The following is a 19,566-nucleotide window of genomic DNA, read 5'->3' on the forward strand; positions in this document are numbered from 1 at the left end:
TTTTCAGTTAAATCTTCACATATGAAGCTACCTACATTTACATCCAGCACAACTGTACGCAATAGCGGCCAGTTTTATGCTAGCAGATCATTCCAATCTGCACAACAAGTACAACCCGCAGGTATCTTTGATATTATCAAAGATATTGGCTCTGCTGTTATTGGTAAAGCCCCCTGCGTGTTAGCAGCTGCCGGCCCGAAAGGAGTATCCTGCTTGGCTTCATGCGGACCAAATCCCGCTTGCTTAGCAACATGCGCCGGTCCTGCCTTAGTTCAGTCCATTATGGGATGTTTATAGCAACGTAAGAAAAGCTGCCCGCAAGTGTTGTTTCTACTACATGCTCAGCAGCTTTTTGTTACTACTCTTTATGAAAACTTGTAAATAATAAGAATGCAACAATTTAAACGAATGTTGATCGTTGCAACACTAGCAGCATTTTGCTGGATGGGTTGCAAAACGGTTGATAAAAACGCGCACACCAATAATTACGAACAAGAGAAAGCAGACGCGAAATATATGTTTGCTAAGTTGAAAGAAGGCAGAACATTAAACCTGAATTTCGCCGACAGTATACAATTACGATTCTATAAAAACCTATTACGCCGCTCTGGTTACACAGAAACATCTCACCCCCAATTTTTCGCTGTGCTCGAACAAAACCGCTTAGCACACGTTGCTAAAGCGCCCGAAATGTTCGAGTCCCGTGCAGCACAAGGTAGCACTACCGAACCTATTCAACAGATTACCTCGTTCAATACTAATGATCATATTAAATACAACGTATCCGGCTTATCATCCATCCCCACCGAAGTATTAACCTCAACTATTTCGTTATCATTGTATGTTCCCAATGGCGATACAATCGGTCCTGCAATTACTGAAACCGTGTACAACTACAGTCGCGATTTGCAAGGCAGTACTTTCGGGATCGATTCCGCAGCCATCGCCGATAAACTGAAATACGATACCGTGTATGCTACCTTCGCGTATTTCTATATGACCCCGGATGGTGTGGCCCATTACGGTACCCAACTCGCCACCACCACAAACGTAGTCGATAGTATCATCAACATAAACCCCATGCCATGCACTTTAGGTCAACCTGTGAATGCATGCGATAATAACCCCTGTGGCGATACAAATATCATAACTGTATGCATGACCAGGAAAACACCTAATTGCACTTATTGTAGTCCCGGCCTTGTACCCAACTTTATGTTCCCCGTAACTGGTTACGTGATCTACGATGGTAACGTAAGTGTAGATGGTAATGGCAAACCCAATAACGGCGCATTCGCCAATATTACCGTTACGAAGCTGCCCGCCGGTGGTGGCTGCGCTGCCATTCCATTAAGCGGAAACTTCTTCGATTATGTAACCGTAACAGGTAATAAGCTTAGTTGGAATATCCCCGGTGCTATGTTCCAAAACACTTGCTTAGCCAGCGGCGATAGCGTACTCTACCAGCTCACGCTCTTCGTGAAAGTAGGACCAACTTATCAACCCGCTTTCGCAACGGTTACCAATGCATCCGATGCCGTAACCAACGCCAATCAACAGAAGATCCCAGCTATGAATATCGTATCTGGTTGTATTGCAAAAGGTACAATGATTACGTTGGCCGACGGCTTACAAAAGAAAATTGAAGATGTACCCATGCTCGCCAAGCTGAAAAATGGAGAAGATAAAACCGCCTACTGCGTAGAATACAATACCATCGGCCGAGAACCCAAAGATTTGATCCGTATACAAGACGATAAAGGCCATCAATTGCTCGTAACAGAAGACCACCCCATTGTAGGTGTTGGCTTCATTAAACCGGCAAAAGACTTGAAGGAGAAAGATAAAATCCAAACCGATAAAGGCGAAGCCACTATTATCAGTCTTAAACACGAAAAGTACGATGGCGAAGTGTGGAACTTAGCGTTGTCGAAATGTGAAAGCAACGACCCGAAACCCGGTAACGACAATGCCACGTTCTTTGCAAACGGCATCCTCGTAGGCGACAGCCGCATGCAATCGTACTACAAATATTTCGAACCCATGCAACAAGAAAATGCCTTGAAGAAGTTGCCAAAAGAATGGCATACCGATTATCATTCCACCCAAAAATTAAATAAGCGGAAACCATAAACAGTTCAATTTTCACAACCTGTTTTCCCGTCTACACGTACACAAGACCAGCCCATTTCGCTGGTCTTTGTGATTTTAAGGCTCTTTGAAAACAAATCCCACCTTTCGGACAAGTTTGCGTAATTTGCGCCATTATTAACGCGTTGCTTGAATTTATGAACTTACTAACGGTATCAGGGCTAAAAAAGAAAGAAGGACAAAACCCCATTTTGCAAGGAATCGATTTCACACTGCAAACCAACGAAAAGCTGGCCATTGTAGGCGAGTCGGGTGCAGGTAAAACCACTTTGCTGAAATTGGTAGCCGGTCTTTCCCAAGCCGATGAAGGTACTGTTATGTTAGAAGACAAACGCGTACGCGGGGTACACGAGAAACTCATGCCCGGCCACCCAGGTATTGCATACCTGTCGCAACATTTCGAGTTGTGGAATAACTATAGGGTAGAAGAAGTTCTATCGTACAGCAATAAGTTAACCGATGAAGCATCGGAAGTTTTATACCGCACCCTGCACATCGATCACCTCGCTAAACGTAAAACAAACGAATTATCTGGCGGCGAAAAACAACGCATCGCCATGGCAAGATTGCTCAATGGTGCTCCTAAACTATTCATTCTCGACGAACCCTTCTCGAACCTCGATCTAGGCCATAAACAAATCCTCAAACGCGTATTAAACGATTTAGGCGAACAATTACATACCACCTTCATCCTTACTTCCCACGACCCGCTCGATACCCTCGCTTGGGCCGATAGAATTATTGTGATGAAAAATGGTCAAATTGTACAAGAAGGTACGCCGGAAGAAGTGTACAAACAGCCGGTAAACGAATACGTAGCCAGCTTATTCGGCCCGTTTAACCTCTTAAACGATGCCAATGCACAAGTATTTGCAGCCCTACCCGGTATGAAACAAGATGGCAAACAATTACTCGTACGCCCCGAAAATTTCCGACTGGTAGCAGGCGGTAGCCAAGCTATTAAAGGAAATGTAGAAAGGGTGAATTACATGGGTAGCCATTACGAAATCGAGATCCGTAGCAACAATCAAGTACTAACCGTAAGGAACGTAGGCGGTAATTTCCAAAAAGGCGATGAAGTATTCATCACCATTACACCCGGTGGTGGTTGGTTGCTCTAGTTACCAACCAATACCATAATCTTCCCCGTTATTACTACTGCCTCCCCATAACGACCCATGCTTCCAGTCGAAGTAAATAGCGTTGATAGGCCCACTTGTGCGATCCCCCGTTTGCACGGTATAGCCCATTTTTTGAAGTGCTTTCTTAGTTGAATCTGGCGTGTTCCTATGTACGAGAATACTACCATCACGCGGTTGGCGGTCTTTCAATGCCGTACCGCCCAACGATAACCATAATTGGTTACTGTTGATATTGGCTGCTTCCGTAGCTTGTTGAACCGACATATTAAACTCCACCATGTTTAAGAAGAATTGTAGCAAGTTTTGGTCTTGCGTATCGCCACCTTGCACGGCAAAGGCAAGGAACGGTTGGCCGTTTTTAAGGGCCAAGGAAGGCGTTAAAGTAACACGAGGACGTTTACCCGGTGCTACCACGTTATAAGGGGCTAATGCACTGTCTAATACGAAACTTTGCATACGTTGACTCATCCCCACGCCGGTATTACCGGCAATACATGCAGGAATCCAACCACCGCTTGGCGTTACAGATACTACCCAACCTTCGGCATCGGCAGCTTCTATGCTGGTAGTGCCGCGCCATAAACGATCTTGGTAGTCGATATCGGCTTTCACTACGTCGTGCTTGGGCGTAGCGCTTTGGTTGTTTTGAAGGGTGCTGTCGGTTAAACCCGCATGACGAAGCAGTAATGCCTTTACGGGGTTTGGTTTGCCTTCAAAAGTGAAAGGATCACCCGGCTGCACATTCACCAAGTTTTGTTGTGGGTTTACTAATTGTGCCCTTTGTTTTGCGTAGGCTTTACTAAGCAATCCTTGCATGGGAATGTTTTTCGTAAAGTAAGGATCGCCGTAATAGAAATCCCGGTCAGCAAACGATAAGTTCATCGCTTGGAACACGGTATGTATGTACTGGGGGGAATTATACCCCATACTTTTCAAATCAAAGTTTTCGAGGATATTCAAAGCTTGCAACATGGCCGGGCCTTGTGTCCAGCTTTGCAATTTGTACACGTCGATGCCTTTGTAGTTGATGTGCGTTGGTTCTTCTTCAATAACGCGCCAATTAGCGAGGTCTTGCAGGGTGATTAAGCCGCCTTGTTCTTGGCTGCCGCGAACAAACTCTTGGGCTATGTCGCCTTTATAAAAGCGGTTATAAGCAGCCATTATCGCATCTTTACGCGACTTTCCTTGTTGAAGGGCTTGCTGTTCTGCTTGCACTAATTTTTGCAAGGTGAGTAGCAAATCCTTTTGCACAAATATTTCGCCTGCTTCCGGTGCTTCACGCTTTTCACCGGCATGTGGTAAGAATACTTTCGCGCTGTAAGGCCATGTTTTAATACGGTCTTTCGCACGTTCTATGCTGTTGGCCGTTTGTGCTTCAATAGGGTAACCTTTTGCCATTTCTATGGCTGGCGCCAATACTTGCTGTAAGCTCATGGTGCCATATTGTGCTAACATATAACACAACCCGCCAGGCGTGCCGGGTGTGACGGCAGCCAGCGGCCCATATTCCGGTGGAAAATTATAGCCCTTGCTTTTGAAGAACGCCGGTGTAGCCCCGGTAGGAGCAACGCCCAACGCATTAATGGCAATAACTTTACCCGTTTTCGGGTGGTAGATCAATGCTTGCGTTTCGCCACCCCAACTTAACACGTCCCACATCGTACAAGTAGCGGCCAACATGGCACATGCTGCATCCACGGCGTTGCCGCCTTGTTGGAAGATCATGCTGCCGGCTGTAGCAGCTAATGGTTTCCCGGTAATGGCCATCCAATGCTTGCCATGTAATGGCGGTTTCTGGGTGGCCTGCCCTTTCGAAATAAGGGTGGTGGCGGATAAGAGGAGCGTGGTGATGAAACGTTTCATAAGAAAGATCTATTAGTTTAGTTGGGTGCGTGAAAGGTTATACTTCCAGCATATCGTACACTAGTACTTTCTCCCATAAATGACCGCATTCTTTGATAAAATCCAAATGCAAAGGATGTGTTTGGTAGGTAGCTTGGCCTGCTAAATCAGCAAAGAACATCAGCTCCGATACATGCCAACTATTGTCGACTACCTCGCGTTTCTCTGTACTAGCTACAACGCCTACATGTAGCACCTTCACAGTGGGGATGTTCTTCAGTTTTTTTACACCGGCAACCAGCTTTTGTTTGTCTTCTTCCGAGTCCGGGTTTTTCAACCAAAAGAACACATGGTGCACAACTGGGTATTTGGCTTTTGCATCTGCAACCGGGTTGCCCGAAACGGCTGTTGCTGCTGCTAATGCAGCGGCTGTACCTAGGAATTTTCTACGATTTGATTTTTGCATACAATAAAGGTTGATGCTGTCAAAATACAAAAAACAGCGATAAATTTTCTAACTTAGATGGAAACCATGTAGTAAAGTTAAACCTGTTACTGTTTTTTATGATAACACCCTTGGCCCAATTGCAGTCGATGCTGCACGTGGAATATACTTCCATAGATGGCGATCAGTTTCAAGTGGCATTGTTTGAACCTTTTACCCAAGAAGAAATAACAGCACTCGCGAAACTTTTTCCCCAACAACAGCTCCCCGGTGAACTACGCGAATTATTAGCATTTGCCCGCGGGTTTGATTTTTGGGGGATAGAAGAAATCTCTTTCTCCACTATTGCTAAAGATTATGACGAATTATTCCCCTTCGCGCTACAATTAGCAGGCGATGACCTCGGAAATTTTTGGCTTTTAGATATCAATAAAGATGGAAAGCTTGGCTGTGTATTCTTCGTTTGCCACGATCCCGGGGTGGTAATAAAACAAGCTAATGACTTAACCGAATTCATCTTCCAAGTACACGAATTCGGGCAAAAAATGCAACATTCTACGCTCAATACCGTGCAGGAAATAGTAGTGTATAATGTATGGACCGAACACAATTCCCTGCTCGACCATGCCATGGCAAAAGATAGTAACGATGTTGCCTTGCGGGAATTCGCAGCACAACTGCCCGAACACTTTAGCATAGGCGATTTACGAGGTAAACCCAACCAAGCAGGATTTGCATTCGGCCATGCCGAAGAAGATCCCATCCGCCACGAAACACTCTACCTCTGGGGCATTGAACGGAAAGAACGCAAAGGCTTCCTCCAAAAAATCTTCCACTTATAAAACAAAATCGCAAATTCCAAGTTGTCGACTTACTTTGTAAGCATAAATCATTTTGAATGTCGAACAAGAAATTATTTATGCTGGTGGTAGGTTGTAAACCTCCCGGCAGGCATACCGAGCAGCACGACGTATTCTTTGGCATTGCCGATACCTGGGAACAATTACAACCCGCCATTCTCGCATTCTGGCCACAATCGGGTAAAATGCACGTAGATGCTTGGCGCGAAGTAACCAAAGTAGGCGATTATGCCATTTCCGTTGAACCACGTACGCTGCCAATTACAGCTACATCTGAACAACTCTATTTCCTTAACCTCGGCGGCTATAAACCCGGCGAAATGGAAGAATTTCACTACAAAATACTCAGTGTAAATCCCTCTATGGCCGATGCCATCGCGGCAGCTAAACAAACGGCGTTCTTCAAACATAATTACTCCACCCACGTCGATGATAAATACGGTGTGGATGTAGACGATGTGTACCCCGTGATGGATATTCTATCCGCCCAAGAGAAAAATACCTACCAAATACATATCTCGCCTGCGAAAGATATAGCGGAAGATGAATTACATTTGGGATATTTTAAATTTTAACGCGTTACAGTCATGTCATCTCTCAGCTATTTTTTCATTGCCTTAATCGTTCTATGGATAGTGATATTGTTATCGATCAGGCGGAAAATCGCGAAAATTGTGTCGGATGCGCAAGTAGAATCGGTTGATAAACTTTCACCCGGCGATCGGAAACAAGTGAAGAAGTTGAACTTCGTGCTGTTTGTAAGTTTCTGCGGTATTGTGTCGTTAATGATTATCGGGTTTTTTATTCACCAAATGGGATAATCTTCCTTCGTATATTGAAATCGTTTGCATGTCAATGATTGATGTGTGAACGATTTTTTGTTAGGGGGAAGACCGGTTTTTTAAAACCAAATCTTGCCGGTTGCCGTAAATTGTTGTAGCTTTTATTTGGAATACTGGTTCCACCCCAAAGCGTAAGCACTAAAAATTAAATTCTATACCCCAAAATCGCAACAATGAAAAAGCTACTCGTATGGCTAGGATGCGCCTGTATCCTGCTATCCACAAATCTACATGCACAAACTTCCTGTCAACAACTCGGTCAGAACTATTTCAGCTGCGGCGTTCCCTCTGCCGAATTCCAAGCTATGCAAGCCAATGCCGTAAACGGTGGGCGACAACAACAGTCGAACTGGTGCTGGGCGGCCTGTATTCAAATGGTGCTCAATTACCATGGCCTATACGTGCTCCAAAGCTCAATTGTAGAGCGGATCTTTATTTCTCCTTTCGCCAATGAACCCGCCGATGAACAAAAAATGCTCCGCGCATTATCCGGCTGGGCGCCCGATGCAAATGGCCGTTACTCCGCCATTCACGCACAGGGCGGTGTTACCACGGTGAACGAAATTGTAACAGGTTTATCTGGTAAATGGCCACTAATCGTAGGGCTGAATAACCCGAACGGCGGGGTAGGTCATGCGTACGTGCTAACGGCTATTTATTATTCCAATGTCTACGATAATTACGGGAATATTATCGGCTACCAACCCGATAAAGTAGTGTTGCGCGATCCTTGGCCAACAAACCAATCGCGGCAAGAATGGGATTGGAATACCTTCCAAAGTAGGTGCTTTATGGCGCTGAAGGTATGGGTAACAAGAAGCTAAGTAGGCACCCCGTTACGCAAAGCAACTTTGCGTAACGGGGACATCCTTATCCTTTTAAATCAAATAAATTCGCTAAAATCTTGTACGAGTTCATGCGGTCTTCCACCTCGTCGGCAATGGTGGAAATAACCAGTTCATTTACATCGTAACGGTCGGCCAAGGCCAGCAATTTCGTTTGCATCTCTTGCGGCGTTCCACATATCATCCTGCCACGGTTATAACGTATACGGGCACTTTCCTCCGGCGTATATTCTATTTCCTTGATCTCCTCCAACGAAGGCATGGCTTCATTCCTCCCTTTCTCGATATGCAATATGCGGTGATCCATTTGCATCTGCCATTCCCGTACTTTCTCTTCCTCTTCTGCTACAAATGCAAATATGCCCACGTTGGCCGTAGGTTCCTGCAATTCGGGGCTAGGCCTGAAGTGTGCACGGTAATGGTCTAAGGCTTCCGGGCCACCATACGGGTTAATGAATTGTGCGAATGATACAGCCATGCCGTAATGTGCCGCAATGGCACTACTACCGCCGCTGCTCGTTAATATCCATAACTCGGGTTGCGTATCTGTTTGTGGAATGGCTGTTACAGAGCCATGTGTACCACCCATGTCCAAATCGTCTTTTAAAAAGCTTTTTAAATCAGCTAGTTGCTGAATAAAGTCGCTTTCCTTGAATTGATTAGAGGGGTTTAGTAAATAAGCCGTGATACGGTCGCCCCCGGGGGCACGACCAATACCTAGGTCGATGCGGTTCGGGAAAATGGTTTCCAACATGCGGAAATTCTCTGCCACCTTCAATGTGCTATGATTAGGTAACATAATGCCGCCAGAACCTACGCGGATGCGTTTCGATTCGCCCGCTAGGTGCGCGATTAATACTTCCGGTGTAGAACCGGCTAACCAAACGATATTGTGGTGTTCCGATACCCAGTACCGCGTATAGCCCAGCTCATCGGCTAAGCGTACAAGCGCGCTGGATTCTTGAATGGCTTCCCTTGCATTACTTCCTCTCCTGATTTGCGATTGATCGAGGATGCTTAATTGGATCTTTCTCATCGTGCTGAAATTTAATTAAGTCATCTATCCATATATTCCCCAAAGAGAATCATTTTTTAAGAGAAAAATGTAAGGGAATTGTCTTATTCCTTTGAAACCCGGCCGTTCCCCGGGGTTTCCTATTACAGCAAGGCATTAACGCTTTTTTCATTCCTTTCAAAATTTTAAAACCTAAAAAAATAATTCCGCGCAAACGTAGGGTGGTAGCTATGTTTGGATAAATATGAATTTTTGTTATTTAAATAGTTCCGAAGCAATTATTCCGTTATCATATATTTGTCGCAAACAGGATGTAATGTGTGAGCTATGCAGAAATTGTTAACTCTTTTAAAGCATCATTTCGGGTATACCGAGTTTAGGCACAACCAACAGGAAATTATCGAGCATGTAATGGCCGGTAAAGACACGATGGTGATTATGCCCACCGGCGGCGGTAAATCCATTTGCTATCAATTGCCGGCATTGGCCTTGGGAGGTATTACACTCGTAGTATCGCCCTTAATTGCGTTGATGAAGGACCAAGTAGATGCTTTACAACAAAACGGCATAGGCGCTGCTTTCATCAATTCCTCCTTATCCAGCACGGAACAAACCACGGTTTTCCACCAGCTCCGGAAAGGGGATATTAAACTGTTATACCTCGCCCCGGAACGACTCATCGGCGGCGATGGTAAATTCTTACAATACCTTGCGCAATTCAATATATCCCTCATCGCCATCGATGAAGCACACTGTATTAGCCAGTGGGGGCACGATTTTAGACCGGAATACTTGGCATTAGGACAATTAAAATCCCAATTCCCCAAAGTGCCCATGATCGCGCTCACCGCCACAGCCGATGCATTAACAAGGAAGGATATTATAGAGAAACTGGCCCTGAAGAACTTCCGATTATTCGAAAACTCTTTCAACAGGCCTAATATTCAATACATCGTAAAACCGAAGAAACAATACTTCCAACAAGTATTGGAGTATTTGCATGAACATAACGACGATTCCGGGATTATCTACTGCCTCTCCCGGGCAGGTACCGAATCGCTCGCAGAAGATCTCCAAAAAGCCGGTATCGAAGCCCTGGCCTATCACGCCGGTTTAGAAAGAAGTATACGCGACGAACGCCAAGAGAAGTTTCTCCGCGATGAAGTACGCGTAATGGTGGCTACCATCGCCTTCGGGATGGGTATCAACAAAAGTAACGTGCGTTTCGTAATGCATGCCGACCTGCCCAAGAACATCGAAGGATACTACCAAGAAACAGGCCGCGCCGGTCGCGATGGATTGCCAAGTGAAGCCATTCTTTACTACAGTGCAGGCGACTTGTTCAAGCTAAAGAAAATGGTAGTAGTAGAAGGCAATACGGCGCAAAGCGAAGTACTACAAAAGAAGCTCGACCAAATGGCCGGCTTCTGCGAAACCTATATGTGCCGCCGGAAGTACTTACTGAATTACTTCGACGAACAAGCCCCCGATTATTGCGGTAGCTGCGATCGCTGCCTTAGCAATAACGATAAAGCCGATGGTACCATTGCCGCCCAAAAAATACTTAGCGCCGTATACCGCTTGCAAGAACGCTTCGGCATCAACTACGTAATAGATCTTTTACGTGGAGGCGCCGCCGTAAAGCACGAACACAGCGCGCTGAAAACCTATGGTATCGGTAAAGAATACAGCAAGGATCAATGGAAACAAATTGCCCGTGAACTCGTGCAACTCGGGTACTTGCAACAATCGCAAGGCGAATACCCCGTGCTGCAACTCACCCAGCAAAGTTGGAACGTGCTTAAGCATAACGAACCTGTTATGCTTACTGCCAGCTCCCTTGAAGAAGGCAAAGCAGGCAAAACAAGTAAAACCACGACGAAGGCATTACCGAAAGCACCGGGCATGAAACCCGTGGCGCCAAGCAGTACATTCGCCAACTTCGAACCGCAGTTCGCACCATCGCAAATTGTACCGGTACAACAACCTTTATTACAAGCATTAAAGCAACTACGTAAAACCATTGCTACCCGCGAAAACGTACCACCTTACATCGTTTTCTCAGATGCTACCTTGCTAGAACTAGCCACTTTCTTACCGTTAACAAAATCCCATCTCTCGGGTATCTCCGGTTTTGGTGATGTGAAGTTGGCAAAGTATGGCGATGCTTTCCTAGAAGAAGTACAAGACTATTGCCTTCGCAACCATTTGCCCACGCAAATGCATTCCAAAGTAGGGAAGAAGCCTACACCCGTTGCCAAGAAATCGAAACCCACAGCAGGCGACAGCTCCCGCCAAACGCTACAATTATATATCGACGGCCTTTCCATTCAAGCCATCATGGCAGAACGGGGTATCACGCAAAGCACGGTCGAAAATCACTTAACCGCCTTTGTTCGTACAGGCGAATTGGAAGTAACGCAATTAGTGGCACCAGCCAAAGTACGCGGGGTAATGGAGTATATTAAGCAAACCGGCAACTTCGGGTTAAATGCCTTGAAAGAGAAGTTTGGGGATGGGTATTCCTATAGCGAACTACGCGCCTTGGTGAATCATTACCAATGGATGTTAGAGCAAGCGTAGCTTATCGTTTCTCTGCAAACACCGGGTGGTGCTGGTTGATATAAGTATTCAAACCTTTTTGTGCATCCGCTAACCGCTTCATTTGTTCTACATGTACTTTACCGGCCGACTGGTAAGTATACGTATACGTATGCCCTCCCTCGAATAAAATCGAAATATAACCAGCCCCGTATTGGTAACTAATTACACCCGTCGGTGCACCGCTATTGTATTTCTTCATAGTATGAATGTACGATGGAAATTTTTTGGAACGAATGGGTAAAATACCCGGATATAATTGTATTTTGTTAGTAAGAACATATTCCACGTTTCTTCACCGCATTAAATTCTACATTATGACAAACAACAACAACCGTAGGGCATTCTTACGCCAGCTAGGCATTTTCGCGGCAGGTGCCTCCGTAGCACCGGCTGTATTAGCAGCATGCAACAACAGTTCTACTGAAAAGAAAAGCGAAGACTCTACCTCCAATGCCGGCGCTGCCGGAACAGCCAAAGACTTATTTTTCAAAATTTCATTAGCGGAATGGTCGTTCCATAATGCATTATTTGCAGGGAAAATGACGCATCTCGATTTCCCTGTACGTGCAGCCAAGGAATTCGATATTCATGCGGTGGAATATGTAAATCAATTCTTCAAAGACAAAGCGAAAGACAAGGCATATTTAGGCGATTTAAAACAACGTTGTGCCGACAACGGCGTATCAAGCGTGTTAATCATGTGCGACGGGCTTGGTAACTTAGGCGATGCTAGCGCCGCTGCCCGTATTAAAGCAGTAGAAAACCACTACGAGTGGGTAGAAGCGGCTCAATTCCTCGGTTGCCACGCTATCCGTGTAAACGCTGCCGGTGAAGGTACGCCAGAAGCTGTTGCTAAAGCAGCCGCAGAAGGTTTACATAAACTCGCCTCTTTCGCAAAAGATTTTAATATCAACGTGATCGTTGAAAACCACGGCGGCAATTCTTCCAATGGTAAATGGTTGGCGGGTGTAATGAAAGAAGTAAACTTACCAAACGCCGGTACTTTACCAGATTTCGGTAACTTCTGCATCAACAGAACAAAACCTACAGAAAATACACCGGCAGGGTGGGCTGCTACTAAATGCTTGGAAGAATACGATCGTTATACCGGCGTAACGGAATTAATGCCATACGCAAAAGGTGTAAGCGCTAAAACATACAATTTCGACGCCAATGGTAACTGTGTTGAATCGGATTATGCTAAGATGTTGAAAATTGTGAAAGACGCAGGTTATACCGGCCACATCGGTATCGAATACGAAGGAACAGCCGTTTCTGAAGAAGAAGGTATCAAATTAACCAAAGCATTGTTAATTAAAGACGGTAGTGCATTAAGTTAATTCTTCCATCACAACAGGAAAACATTCGAACGGTCTTCTCATATTTTAAGAGAAGGCCGTTTTTTATTCAACCCATTATGAAGCAGTACTAGAAGTTACCAAGAATAGATTTCGTTCCTTACTTTTATAGTACTCAAACAATCCTTATGAAATGGATCACCCGGAATCGCCCAAAAATTGACCGCATCGCCTGTCCTTGGCTGATTAAACGCTTTATCGATCCTACTAGCGAAATCATTTATGTGCCGTACGACCAAGTGGCTGCTCAAGCTATAGCTCAAGATGCTATTCCCTTCGATATGCCGGGCGTAGAATACTCCCATTACGAAAATCAATGTACGTTCGACTATTTCCTAAAAAAACATCAAATCAAAGATGCTGCCCTCGATCGTATCGCTGCCATTGTTAGAGGGGCAGATACAGATCGACACGATTTTGCTGCACAATCGGCGGGCCTAGAAGCCATCTTTGCAGGCTTAGCGTATAACATCCAGGATGATAATGAATTGCTAGAATTGGGCATGACGATCTACGATGGCCTATATAGTTGGGCTACCTATTTGTATGAACAAAAACATACACAAACAGGGCCGGTAGAAAGTATGCTACTTGAAATATTCAATAAGTACCTGCAAAAAAATGCAACACAAAAAGTACCTGCATGGGCAAAAGAAATACGTCACCTTATTCAAGATCAAATCGATACCAGTGTAAGCCTAAGCTTGAAAGAAATATCGAAAGACCTCGACCTACATCCAGCCTACCTATCACGCGAATTTTCCAAGTATTTTGATAACCTATCCTACGGCGAGTATATACGGAAAATCAGGATCGACAAAGCCATCGAATTACTATCCAATCCAGCCCTCAATCTCACTGAAATTGCCTACCTCACAGGCTTCTCAGATCAAAGTCATTTTACCCGTATTTTTAAACTACAAACCTCCCAAACCCCATCACAATACAGGAAATTCCTGCTAAAAAGTAAAAAGCATTCTAATAGTTAATTCTATGCTATTCTAAGAGTAATACACTTCCTAGCATTGCAGTATAATTTATACTGTCATGAAGTCTATTTTCAAACCTACTTATCTTCTTTTCGTACTACTAGGTTACTTATTATTCAACACGCATCAACCAGCATGCGCGCAACAAGCCACGCCCGTTTACCCACGTATTACAGGGTATGTAGGCATCTTACATCCCATTGTTACAGCCGGTGATGGCGGTGCCCATTTTAATTTTGATGGGGCTTACGTAGCAGGACTCCCAACAGGCATTAATATCTGGAAATCTTCTTCCATTGGCTTTTCATTAGAAGTGGTACCATTTATTCGAGCCGCCGACGGTACCAGTAAAATGAATAACCTGCTTTTCCACCCCGGCGTACTCATTGGCCTAGGAAATGGCTTTACACTCGCTCAACGGGCAGCGTTTGAAACTTCAGGACGATATGGTGTAACGGCCGTACTGAATAAAGTAGTGCTTAAAAAGAAAGACCATAGTTATTTTATAGCCCTCCCTGTTAACGCACGCTTTGGTAACGAGAAACCTTCTACCGTGGGGATAGGATTCCAATTTGGTATAGCCTTCTAATACTTTTACCATGCAACAACAAGTACCTGTATATACGCTATCTCAATTGGTCGTATACTTCCTACAACTAGGCACATGGGGATTTGGCGGCCCCGTAGCCCTCACTGGCTATATGTACCGCGACTTAGTAGAACGAAAAGCATGGATTACAGAAGCCGACTATAAAGAAGGTTTGGCATTAGCCCAATTGGCCCCTGGCCCTTTAGCAGCCCAATTAGGCATCTATATTGGCTATATTCATTACCGTGTTTGGGGCGCCACTTTAGCAGGACTAGCATTTGTACTACCCTCGTTTTTAATGGTACTTGCAATTGGGTATATCTACATCACCTTCCAAGGCATTCCCCAAATGCAAGCAGTTTTCTACGGAGTGGGCGCCGCTGTTATTGGCATCATTACAATTAGTGCATATAAACTAACAACGAAAACGTTAGGAAAGGATAAACTGTTATGGAGTATTTTTTTGATAGCAGGAAGCTATACTGTGATCTTGGAACAAGAAAACGTTGTTATTTTCATAGCAGCCGGGATAGTCTACTATGGCTTGAAATATAAGAAAGTACTCACCGGTAAAACCACCTCTTCCTTTGCCATCCCTCTTCTGCTAAGTAGTTCATTCACACCGCAAGGGCAATCGTTATGGCAAATGTTCCTCTTTTTCTGTAAAGCAGGTGCTTTTGTATTTGGAAGTGGACTAGCAATTGTTCCATTTCTATATGGTGGCTTAGTGAAAGAGCATGGCTGGTTAAACGAACAACAATTCATGGATGCTGTAGCAGTAGCCATGATTACGCCGGGCCCCGTGGTAATCACAGTTGGGTTTATCGGTTTTTTAATCAGCGGTTTTCCGGGTGCTTGCGTAGCTGCTATTGCCACATTTTTCCCTTGTTATTTATTTACTGTTTTACCCGCTCCTTATTTCCGAAAATATGGGAAGCACCCCGGCATTAAAGCTTTCGTAGACGGCGTAACAGCGGCCGCAACGGGCACTATTGCAGGAGCAGTAATTGTGCTAGGTAAAAGAGCCATTGTAGATGGATATACCCTTGCAATGGCCTTAATAACCGCCATTGTTCTTTGGCAATCTAAAAAAATACCAGAACCATTGGTTATTCTTATAGCGGCCCTACTAGGTATAATGATTCATTTTTTTAAACAATGATGCTGTAAGATTGGCAACGTATCTTCTTCATTGTCCCCTCCTTCAAAAGATAAGTTTGTATGCTGGAAAATAATGTGTAAATATGTAAACGATGAGCTGAAATGTATAATGATTAATACGTTTTTAAGCGTGAACTTTATAATAGCCAACGTGTTTTATTAAAACGATTCAAAATTTATATTATGGACACATCAAATCGCATGACAACCCTCACCGGGGTTTTAGAAGTTTTAAAAGAGAGGGGATATGATAACGAGTTCAGACCTACGCCAGGTGGACAAATTGAGTGTATAAGCGATGGAAAGGTCTACGATGCATCGCACTTAAGCATTATTAAAACCTACCGTTTTGAAGGCGATTCCAATCCCAGCGATTCGGCTATCCTATACTTGGTAGAAGATTCCAAAGGTCATATTGGCTATTTCATTAACGCGTACGGTGCTTATAGCGATTACGAAGGTGATAAAGTGGATGAAATGATTCGTAATATGAAGGTGGAAGACCGGGAAGATCACTTATTGTATAAAGAATAATCCTATAATGATATCATAAAAAAATGCTGGCTGAAATATATCTCGGCCAGCATTTTTTTATGTAGGATACAGTCGTTTAAATAAAAAACAAACATATTGATTATGGCAATTCAAATGTAAGATTGTTCACTGAAAAGCCCTATCAGTGCTGTTTAGAACTTCAAAATCACTTTGTTGCCCTTTACTTTATAGTCGAACTTAAGCTTCTCGCCCAGTGCATCTAGTACTTGTTCTAAGCTGGCATTTTTAAAACTCGCTGATACCAAGGTGCTTGGATCGTAAGAGCCTTTAATTTCCGTTTCAATACCGTACCAGTCTTCGATTTTACGCAAGGCGAGTGGGAGGGTGGTTTCTTTGAACTCCACCTTTTCTTGTAACCAGTTTTCCAAATCGTTCACTTCAAAGGTTTCTTTTTCCATGAGGTCGATTTGTTTGTTCGCCATCACCATCTGGCCGCATTCCAATGTTTCCGGCTGGTTATCGGTGTCGCTGTGGTAGCTTTTGGCCACTTTTACCTTGCCCGACATAACATACAGGGTAGCGCCATTTTGTGTTTCAAGCGACCGCATTTTGAAACAGGTGCCCAGTACAGTGGCGGTTAGTTTATCGGTTTTCACGATAAACGGGTGTTGAGTGTCTTGTTTAACGTCGAAATACGCTTCCCCGTTTAAGATCACTTCGCGGTGCGATTGGCTGAATGAATTCGGCACATACAACCGGGAAGAAGAGTTGAGAATAGCGGTGGAACCATCTGGCAGGGTAATTTTCTTACGGTGTGCCGAAATACTTTCATAGCTGGTATAGTGTTCGGCTGTGTCAAGTAAAGTGGAAGGTTTTGTTACGACAATACGTGGATAATAGATAGCTGCGCCCGCCAATAAGATCAAAGCAAATAAGATAATGGCATTTCGTTGTCCCTTATTACTTTTTTTCATATTTGTGGTTCGCTTTTGCGCTATAGAATGTTGCTGTGTGTTAATTGCGCCCATGGATAGATTGATCGGTCAAGAACGAAAAATTCTTTCGCATTAAAATTGCATTTATTTTTTTGTTTGTACAAATGATGAATTACAAAGTTTTTGCGCTATTATTAAACGTTTCGCAACAATTTATAGTATTGATTTGATAGCGTTCAACATCGCATGAAAGTGTTACATGTTAATGTTGTGCTAAGTTTTTGTTTAGTAGCCAGTAGCGCCCTAACTTTGCAGGCCATGAAAACGCAGCTATCATTATCGTTCGAGAATACAGCCATCGCTTTCGAGAGCAAAACGGATAAGGAGCTTAAAAAAGCTAATTTCCTTTTTAGCAATATCGGGAAGCCTTGGTTAGTGAAATTGGGCGGGATATTTACACCAATCGCATTAAAATTACATTTGCCCATTACGGGTATTATTAAAAGCACCATTTTTGAACAATTTTGTGGCGGTGAAACGTTGGAAGAAGCTTCAAAAGCAGTTGCCCACTTACACAAGTTCCATGTAGGCGTTGTGTTGGATTACGGTGTAGAAGCGATGGAAGGAGAGGAAAACTACGATAAAGCAGTGCCCGAATTCATCCGCGCTATTCAATTTGCCGCCAGCAAGCCAAACGTTCCATTCGTGAGCATCAAAATTACCGGCTTTGCTCGTTTCTCTTTATTAGAAAAACTCCATGCCGGCGAAACACTCACCGAAAGCGAACAACAAGAATACGCACGCGTTAAAAAACGTATCTACCAAATCTGCGAAGCAGCCGCGAAACACAATGTGTGGGTATTAGTAGATGCCGAAGAATCTTGGATTCAACAACCGGTAGATGATCTTACCGACGAGATGATGGAGTTGTTCAACAAACAAACCGTTATCGTGTACAACACTTTCCAAATGTACCGTCACGATCGCCTCGCTTACCTAAAAACATCCTTCGAAAAAGCGAAAGCAAAAGGCTATTTACTCGGCGCGAAACTCGTTCGCGGTGCGTATATGGAGAAAGAACGCAAACGCGCAGAAGAGATGGGGTATCCTTCACCGATCCAACCAAATAAAGAAGCTACGGATAGAGATTATAATGCAGGTGTAAAATATTGCATCGAAAGATTGCAAGATTTAGCACTTTTCGTAGGTACGCACAACGAAGATAGCTGTATGTTAGCCGCTACCTTGCTCCATGAAAATGGCTACGAACACCAACACCCAAGGGTGAGCTTCTCACAATTGTATGGCATGAGCGACAATATCTCCTTCAACTTAGCACATGCCGGCTACCGTGTATCTAAATATTTACCATATGGCCCAGTACGCGACGTATTACCGTACCTACTGCGCCGTGCGCAAGAGAACACTTCAATGAGCGGGCAAATGGGCCGCGAATTAAGTTTCATCAAAGAAGAAATGAAGCGCAGGAAAATGTAACTGTTAGAGAAAATATTATTGTACATTATAAAGAGAAAGGTCGGCTCTACGCGTAGAGCTGGCCTTTTGTAATTTAGAAGCTATCCAACCAAACCAGTTCCCCCGTTTCATGGATGTAATGCGTTCCTTTCACCTTCACGAATACCGCCATCATAATCGAAGCTGCCCGAATTTTTGGATGTATGCTTTTGTTCAACGTATCAATTTGTTTCCGCGTAATGGTACCGTTCTTTAAAAGCTCGTTAAAGACGATTTCGAACTTTTCGTATGGAATAGACGATTCGCGGTGATTGGAGCTAATACGGGTAAGATGGGTGCCGGTAACGGCTACTATTTCATTGGTAAGTTGGCGGGTTTGGGTTTTGATGGTGGTGCCTTGCAATGGCATAATGTCGCGCTGCCATATTTCTTTGAATATTGTAGTATGCATATCGTTGATTAGTAAGGTGAAAGTAGGATTATTTGGTGGCATAAAGGTGTGTATAAGGGGCGATTCGTACCTAACTAATTGTGAATGAGCCTTTCTACCGTAGTTTCAAAGTACTTTCCATGTAAATTCCATGTAATTACAAGGTGCTTTCTGTGTAAATTCACTGTATTTTGACGCTAATTGGGATGATGTTTCCCTTGTTTTACCCTTAGCGTGCTGTTACTTCTCAACGGCGCTGCCATCGTTACTTCTTATGACAGGTTACTCCAATTCCGTCTTCCATTTTCCTACCTATCGATGAGATGAACCTGCTATATATAAACACATAAAATATACTTCCGGTAGGGCATTTTTCGCTTCAAAAGG

Annotated in this window: 20 protein-coding genes; 14 read left to right on the forward strand and 6 right to left on the reverse strand. The window is 44.0% G+C overall.

Translation table 11 applies throughout. From position 1 onward, the window contains the following. The first annotated feature begins 21 nt into the window (after positions 1-21). The 3 genes from LX64_RS10700 to LX64_RS10710 all read left to right on the forward strand — a co-directional run bounded on the left by LX64_RS10700 (position 22) and on the right by LX64_RS10710 (position 3,272). Positions 22-297, forward strand: a complete 276-nt coding sequence (locus LX64_RS10700) for a hypothetical protein (protein WP_111597658.1) — start codon at positions 22-24, stop codon at positions 295-297. 93 nt (positions 298-390) lie between these two features. Beyond that, positions 391-2,133 carry a Hint domain-containing protein gene (locus LX64_RS10705; RefSeq protein WP_111597659.1) on the forward strand — a complete coding sequence of 581 codons (1,743 nt, stop codon included), beginning with the start codon at positions 391-393 and terminating at the stop codon, positions 2,131-2,133. A gap of 155 nt (positions 2,134-2,288) precedes the next feature. Then, positions 2,289-3,272 carry an ABC transporter ATP-binding protein gene (locus LX64_RS10710; RefSeq protein WP_111597660.1) on the forward strand — a complete coding sequence of 328 codons (984 nt, stop codon included), beginning with the start codon at positions 2,289-2,291 and terminating at the stop codon, positions 3,270-3,272. On the opposite strand, the gene LX64_RS10715 is transcribed toward LX64_RS10710, so the two are convergent. Next, positions 3,273-5,156 carry a gamma-glutamyltransferase family protein gene (locus LX64_RS10715; protein WP_111597661.1) on the reverse strand — a complete coding sequence of 628 codons (1,884 nt, stop codon included), beginning with the start codon at positions 5,154-5,156 and terminating at the stop codon, positions 3,273-3,275. Between the two features lie 37 nt (positions 5,157-5,193). Further along, on the reverse strand, positions 5,194-5,601 hold the full coding sequence (locus LX64_RS10720) for a Dabb family protein (protein ID WP_111597662.1): 408 nt from the start codon (positions 5,599-5,601) through the stop codon (positions 5,194-5,196). A gap of 98 nt (positions 5,602-5,699) precedes the next feature. Between LX64_RS10720 and LX64_RS10725 the strand changes: the two genes are divergently transcribed. The 4 genes from LX64_RS10725 to LX64_RS10740 all read left to right on the forward strand — a co-directional run bounded on the left by LX64_RS10725 (position 5,700) and on the right by LX64_RS10740 (position 8,106). Beyond that, positions 5,700-6,422, forward strand: a complete 723-nt coding sequence (locus LX64_RS10725) for an SMI1/KNR4 family protein (protein WP_111597663.1) — start codon at positions 5,700-5,702, stop codon at positions 6,420-6,422. A 56-nt stretch (positions 6,423-6,478) separates the two neighbouring features. Beyond that, positions 6,479-7,015: a DUF1543 domain-containing protein gene (locus tag LX64_RS10730; protein WP_111597664.1), complete on the forward strand. Its 537-nt coding sequence runs from the start codon at positions 6,479-6,481 to the stop codon at positions 7,013-7,015. A gap of 12 nt (positions 7,016-7,027) precedes the next feature. Then, entirely contained in the window at positions 7,028-7,261 is a 234-nt protein-coding gene (locus LX64_RS10735) for a hypothetical protein (protein WP_148707279.1), read from the forward strand. Positions 7,262-7,455: 194 nt separating this feature from the next. Further along, entirely contained in the window at positions 7,456-8,106 is a 651-nt protein-coding gene (locus LX64_RS10740) for a papain-like cysteine protease family protein (protein ID WP_111597666.1), read from the forward strand. Between the two features lie 46 nt (positions 8,107-8,152). On the opposite strand, the gene LX64_RS10745 is transcribed toward LX64_RS10740, so the two are convergent. Beyond that, a complete protein-coding gene (locus LX64_RS10745) occupies positions 8,153-9,163 on the reverse strand; it encodes an LLM class flavin-dependent oxidoreductase (protein WP_111597667.1) in 1,011 nt (336 codons plus the stop codon). Positions 9,164-9,469: 306 nt separating this feature from the next. On the opposite strand from LX64_RS10745, the gene recQ reads away from it, so the two are divergent. Then, on the forward strand, positions 9,470-11,725 hold the full coding sequence (recQ, locus tag LX64_RS10750) for a DNA helicase RecQ (RefSeq protein ID WP_111597668.1): 2,256 nt from the start codon (positions 9,470-9,472) through the stop codon (positions 11,723-11,725). Between the two features lies 1 nt (position 11,726). Here the strand turns inward: recQ and LX64_RS10755 are convergent, their stop codons facing one another. Further along, on the reverse strand, positions 11,727-11,945 hold the full coding sequence (locus tag LX64_RS10755; protein ID WP_111598127.1) for a hypothetical protein: 219 nt from the start codon (positions 11,943-11,945) through the stop codon (positions 11,727-11,729). A 115-nt stretch (positions 11,946-12,060) separates the two neighbouring features. On the opposite strand from LX64_RS10755, the gene LX64_RS10760 reads away from it, so the two are divergent. From LX64_RS10760 to LX64_RS10780, 5 genes are all read left to right on the forward strand, one after another. After that, complete coding sequence (locus LX64_RS10760) at positions 12,061-13,086, forward strand: sugar phosphate isomerase/epimerase family protein (protein ID WP_111597669.1); 1,026 nt, start codon at positions 12,061-12,063, stop codon at positions 13,084-13,086. Positions 13,087-13,232: 146 nt separating this feature from the next. Continuing rightward, the gene (locus LX64_RS10765) at positions 13,233-14,093 is read left to right on the forward strand and encodes a chromate resistance protein ChrB domain-containing protein (RefSeq protein ID WP_111597670.1); all 861 of its coding nucleotides are present in this window, start codon (positions 13,233-13,235) and stop codon (positions 14,091-14,093) included. 58 nt (positions 14,094-14,151) lie between these two features. Next, positions 14,152-14,682, forward strand: a complete 531-nt coding sequence (locus LX64_RS10770) for a hypothetical protein (RefSeq protein WP_111597671.1) — start codon at positions 14,152-14,154, stop codon at positions 14,680-14,682. Between the two features lie 10 nt (positions 14,683-14,692). Beyond that, complete coding sequence (locus LX64_RS10775; protein WP_111597672.1) at positions 14,693-15,844, forward strand: chromate transporter; 1,152 nt, start codon at positions 14,693-14,695, stop codon at positions 15,842-15,844. 182 nt (positions 15,845-16,026) lie between these two features. Then, positions 16,027-16,377 (forward strand): hypothetical protein, encoded by a 351-nt coding sequence (locus tag LX64_RS10780; protein ID WP_148707280.1) that lies wholly within the window; start codon positions 16,027-16,029, stop codon positions 16,375-16,377. Positions 16,378-16,529: 152 nt separating this feature from the next. Here LX64_RS10780 and LX64_RS10785 read toward each other — a convergent pair whose 3' ends face one another. After that, positions 16,530-17,312 (reverse strand): FecR family protein, encoded by a 783-nt coding sequence (locus LX64_RS10785; RefSeq protein ID WP_158538592.1) that lies wholly within the window; start codon positions 17,310-17,312, stop codon positions 16,530-16,532. Positions 17,313-17,591: 279 nt separating this feature from the next. On the opposite strand from LX64_RS10785, the gene LX64_RS10790 reads away from it, so the two are divergent. Next, entirely contained in the window at positions 17,592-18,770 is a 1,179-nt protein-coding gene (locus tag LX64_RS10790) for a proline dehydrogenase family protein (protein ID WP_111598128.1), read from the forward strand. 73 nt (positions 18,771-18,843) lie between these two features. Here LX64_RS10790 and LX64_RS10795 read toward each other — a convergent pair whose 3' ends face one another. Then, positions 18,844-19,242 (reverse strand): hypothetical protein, encoded by a 399-nt coding sequence (locus tag LX64_RS10795; RefSeq protein WP_111597675.1) that lies wholly within the window; start codon positions 19,240-19,242, stop codon positions 18,844-18,846. Positions 19,243-19,566: the final 324 nt, after the last annotated feature.

Origin of the sequence: Chitinophaga skermanii (genome assembly GCF_003259335.1) — a bacterium.
Lineage (GTDB): Bacteria > Bacteroidota > Bacteroidia > Chitinophagales > Chitinophagaceae > Chitinophaga > Chitinophaga skermanii.

Excerpts from the sequence above, each read along its gene's own strand:
- LX64_RS10735 (WP_148707279.1), top strand. The coding sequence starts at position 7,028 with ATGTCATCTCTCAGCTATTTTTTCATTGCCTTAATCGTTCTATGGATA.
- LX64_RS10700 (WP_111597658.1), top strand. The coding sequence starts at position 22 with ATGAAGCTACCTACATTTACATCCAGCACAACTGTACGCAATAGCGGC.
- recQ (WP_111597668.1), top strand. The coding sequence starts at position 9,470 with ATGCAGAAATTGTTAACTCTTTTAAAGCATCATTTCGGGTATACCGAG.
- LX64_RS10755 (WP_111598127.1), bottom strand. The coding sequence starts at position 11,945 with ATGAAGAAATACAATAGCGGTGCACCGACGGGTGTAATTAGTTACCAA.
- LX64_RS10715 (WP_111597661.1), bottom strand. The coding sequence starts at position 5,156 with ATGAAACGTTTCATCACCACGCTCCTCTTATCCGCCACCACCCTTATT.
- LX64_RS10720 (WP_111597662.1), bottom strand. The coding sequence starts at position 5,601 with ATGCAAAAATCAAATCGTAGAAAATTCCTAGGTACAGCCGCTGCATTA.
- LX64_RS10760 (WP_111597669.1), top strand. The coding sequence starts at position 12,061 with ATGACAAACAACAACAACCGTAGGGCATTCTTACGCCAGCTAGGCATT.
- LX64_RS10785 (WP_158538592.1), bottom strand. The coding sequence starts at position 17,312 with ATGAAAAAAAGTAATAAGGGACAACGAAATGCCATTATCTTATTTGCT.
- LX64_RS10775 (WP_111597672.1), top strand. The coding sequence starts at position 14,693 with ATGCAACAACAAGTACCTGTATATACGCTATCTCAATTGGTCGTATAC.
- LX64_RS10730 (WP_111597664.1), top strand. The coding sequence starts at position 6,479 with ATGTCGAACAAGAAATTATTTATGCTGGTGGTAGGTTGTAAACCTCCC.
- LX64_RS10710 (WP_111597660.1), top strand. The coding sequence starts at position 2,289 with ATGAACTTACTAACGGTATCAGGGCTAAAAAAGAAAGAAGGACAAAAC.
- LX64_RS10765 (WP_111597670.1), top strand. The coding sequence starts at position 13,233 with ATGAAATGGATCACCCGGAATCGCCCAAAAATTGACCGCATCGCCTGT.
- LX64_RS10795 (WP_111597675.1), bottom strand. The coding sequence starts at position 19,242 with ATGCCACCAAATAATCCTACTTTCACCTTACTAATCAACGATATGCAT.
- LX64_RS10790 (WP_111598128.1), top strand. The coding sequence starts at position 17,592 with ATGAAAACGCAGCTATCATTATCGTTCGAGAATACAGCCATCGCTTTC.
- LX64_RS10780 (WP_148707280.1), top strand. The coding sequence starts at position 16,027 with ATGGACACATCAAATCGCATGACAACCCTCACCGGGGTTTTAGAAGTT.
- LX64_RS10740 (WP_111597666.1), top strand. The coding sequence starts at position 7,456 with ATGAAAAAGCTACTCGTATGGCTAGGATGCGCCTGTATCCTGCTATCC.
- LX64_RS10770 (WP_111597671.1), top strand. The coding sequence starts at position 14,152 with ATGAAGTCTATTTTCAAACCTACTTATCTTCTTTTCGTACTACTAGGT.
- LX64_RS10705 (WP_111597659.1), top strand. The coding sequence starts at position 391 with ATGCAACAATTTAAACGAATGTTGATCGTTGCAACACTAGCAGCATTT.
- LX64_RS10725 (WP_111597663.1), top strand. The coding sequence starts at position 5,700 with ATGATAACACCCTTGGCCCAATTGCAGTCGATGCTGCACGTGGAATAT.
- LX64_RS10745 (WP_111597667.1), bottom strand. The coding sequence starts at position 9,163 with ATGAGAAAGATCCAATTAAGCATCCTCGATCAATCGCAAATCAGGAGA.